This window comes from Streptomyces sp. NPDC006510 (assembly GCF_040611955.1).
Classification (GTDB): domain Bacteria; phylum Actinomycetota; class Actinomycetes; order Streptomycetales; family Streptomycetaceae; genus Streptomyces.
The window spans coordinates 1-1244 of sequence record NZ_JBEXPH010000470.1 but is presented as its reverse complement, the minus strand read 5'-3'; the positions used below and the strand labels follow the sequence as shown (position 1 = coordinate 1244).

General features: G+C 64.2%; 1 protein-coding gene. It reads left to right on the top strand.

Going from position 1 to position 1244, the window contains the following annotated elements; genetic code table 11:
• Nucleotides 1–654: 654 nt before the first annotated feature.
• Nucleotides 655–969, top strand: coding sequence for a hypothetical protein (locus tag ABZY11_RS44570; protein ID WP_356484631.1), 315 nt, complete (start codon nucleotides 655–657; stop codon nucleotides 967–969).
• The last annotated feature ends 275 nt before the right edge of the window (nucleotides 970–1244 follow it).

The window sequence follows — 1244 nt, the reverse complement described above, 5'->3', positions numbered from 1 at the left end:
TCCGGTCCGACAACCGCTCACCCGACGACTTCACCTGTCCAGGCCTTGGCACACCACACCCAACGACCCACCACCAACAAAGTCACCGGTATTGCGCCTAGATGATCAATTCCAAGGGATGCCTGCGGAGGGTGTGGGGTGGGCGGCGGCCGAAGCCACCGCGAGACGATCAGGCGGCGGGCTGCCGGCCCTGGTTGTCGAGGTGGCAGCGGGCGGTCAGGCGTCAGGATCGACTTCGGGGTGCGTGAACCGCACGGGCTTGCCCAGCGACCGGGCGTAGGCGATTTCGGCTCGGGTGCTGTCTCCGATGTAGTCGCCGACTAAAGCGCCTGAGTTCGCGATTACTGAGCGATCGAGGACGCGAACCCAGGCAGGGGTGCTGATCGGGAGGTGCTCATCGTTGTCTCTCCGTCCAGCAAATGGGGCAGATGTCCCGGCCATCTCGGGTGCGGTGCACCCATGGGTTCCGAGGCGGTACCGGATGAGATGCACGATCACGCGGCTCACGGCGTGCTCCCGGTGGGAATGTCCGCCACGATGTTTCCAACTAGTGCTCTGACCGCATAAGTCCGCCGGGTTGGGCTCGCGTGTGTTTGGGGCCTGCCGGAGCATCCGGTCCAAAGCCACGAGCCCGTGTCTGGCAGGATCTCCCACATGCTTGAAGAAAAGCTCGACGCGCTTGCCCAAGTGATGGCCGAGCACATGGCCAGGCCGTTCCCGTCCGGCTTCCGCGGCCTGGACGTCCAGGGCCAGGACATGGTGTTGCTCGACGCGGACATCTACGGCTATGCAGCCGTCGTTCGTGAAGGCCCACTCAGCGAGCAGCACCGGGCAGGCTTGACGCGGCTGACGAAGGTGTTCGCGAGGGTTCTCCCGGCGATCGACGACGAGTACGCGGCCGAGTACTACACGCATGTCCGTGACATGGCTGTGCTGGCCGCCGAAATTGCCAGCCTGCGCGAGAAGTAGTCCTTCGCCCGGAAAGGCACTGCGGATGGGCATCCGATGGGGCGGACTCCTCCACGCCAACACTGCATGACCTGCAACCCGGTGAACCAATGCGGTCAGAGCACTAGGGTGCGTATCGAGTCGTGATCAATCTGCGGGATGTGCCTTCGTGGCACGGTCTGGTCCGGTAGACCGTCTTAAGTGACGCGAGTGCAACTGACCGATCCGGAGTGGGAGTTCATCGAGCCGTACCTGCCGATCGGCGAGTACGGCCCGTATCCCGAGCGGCTGCGGCA

Bases quoted from the DNA above. Each gene is read 5' to 3' on its own strand.
- ABZY11_RS44570 (WP_356484631.1), top strand. From the start codon at position 655: ATGCTTGAAGAAAAGCTCGACGCGCTTGCCCAAGTGATGGCCGAGCAC.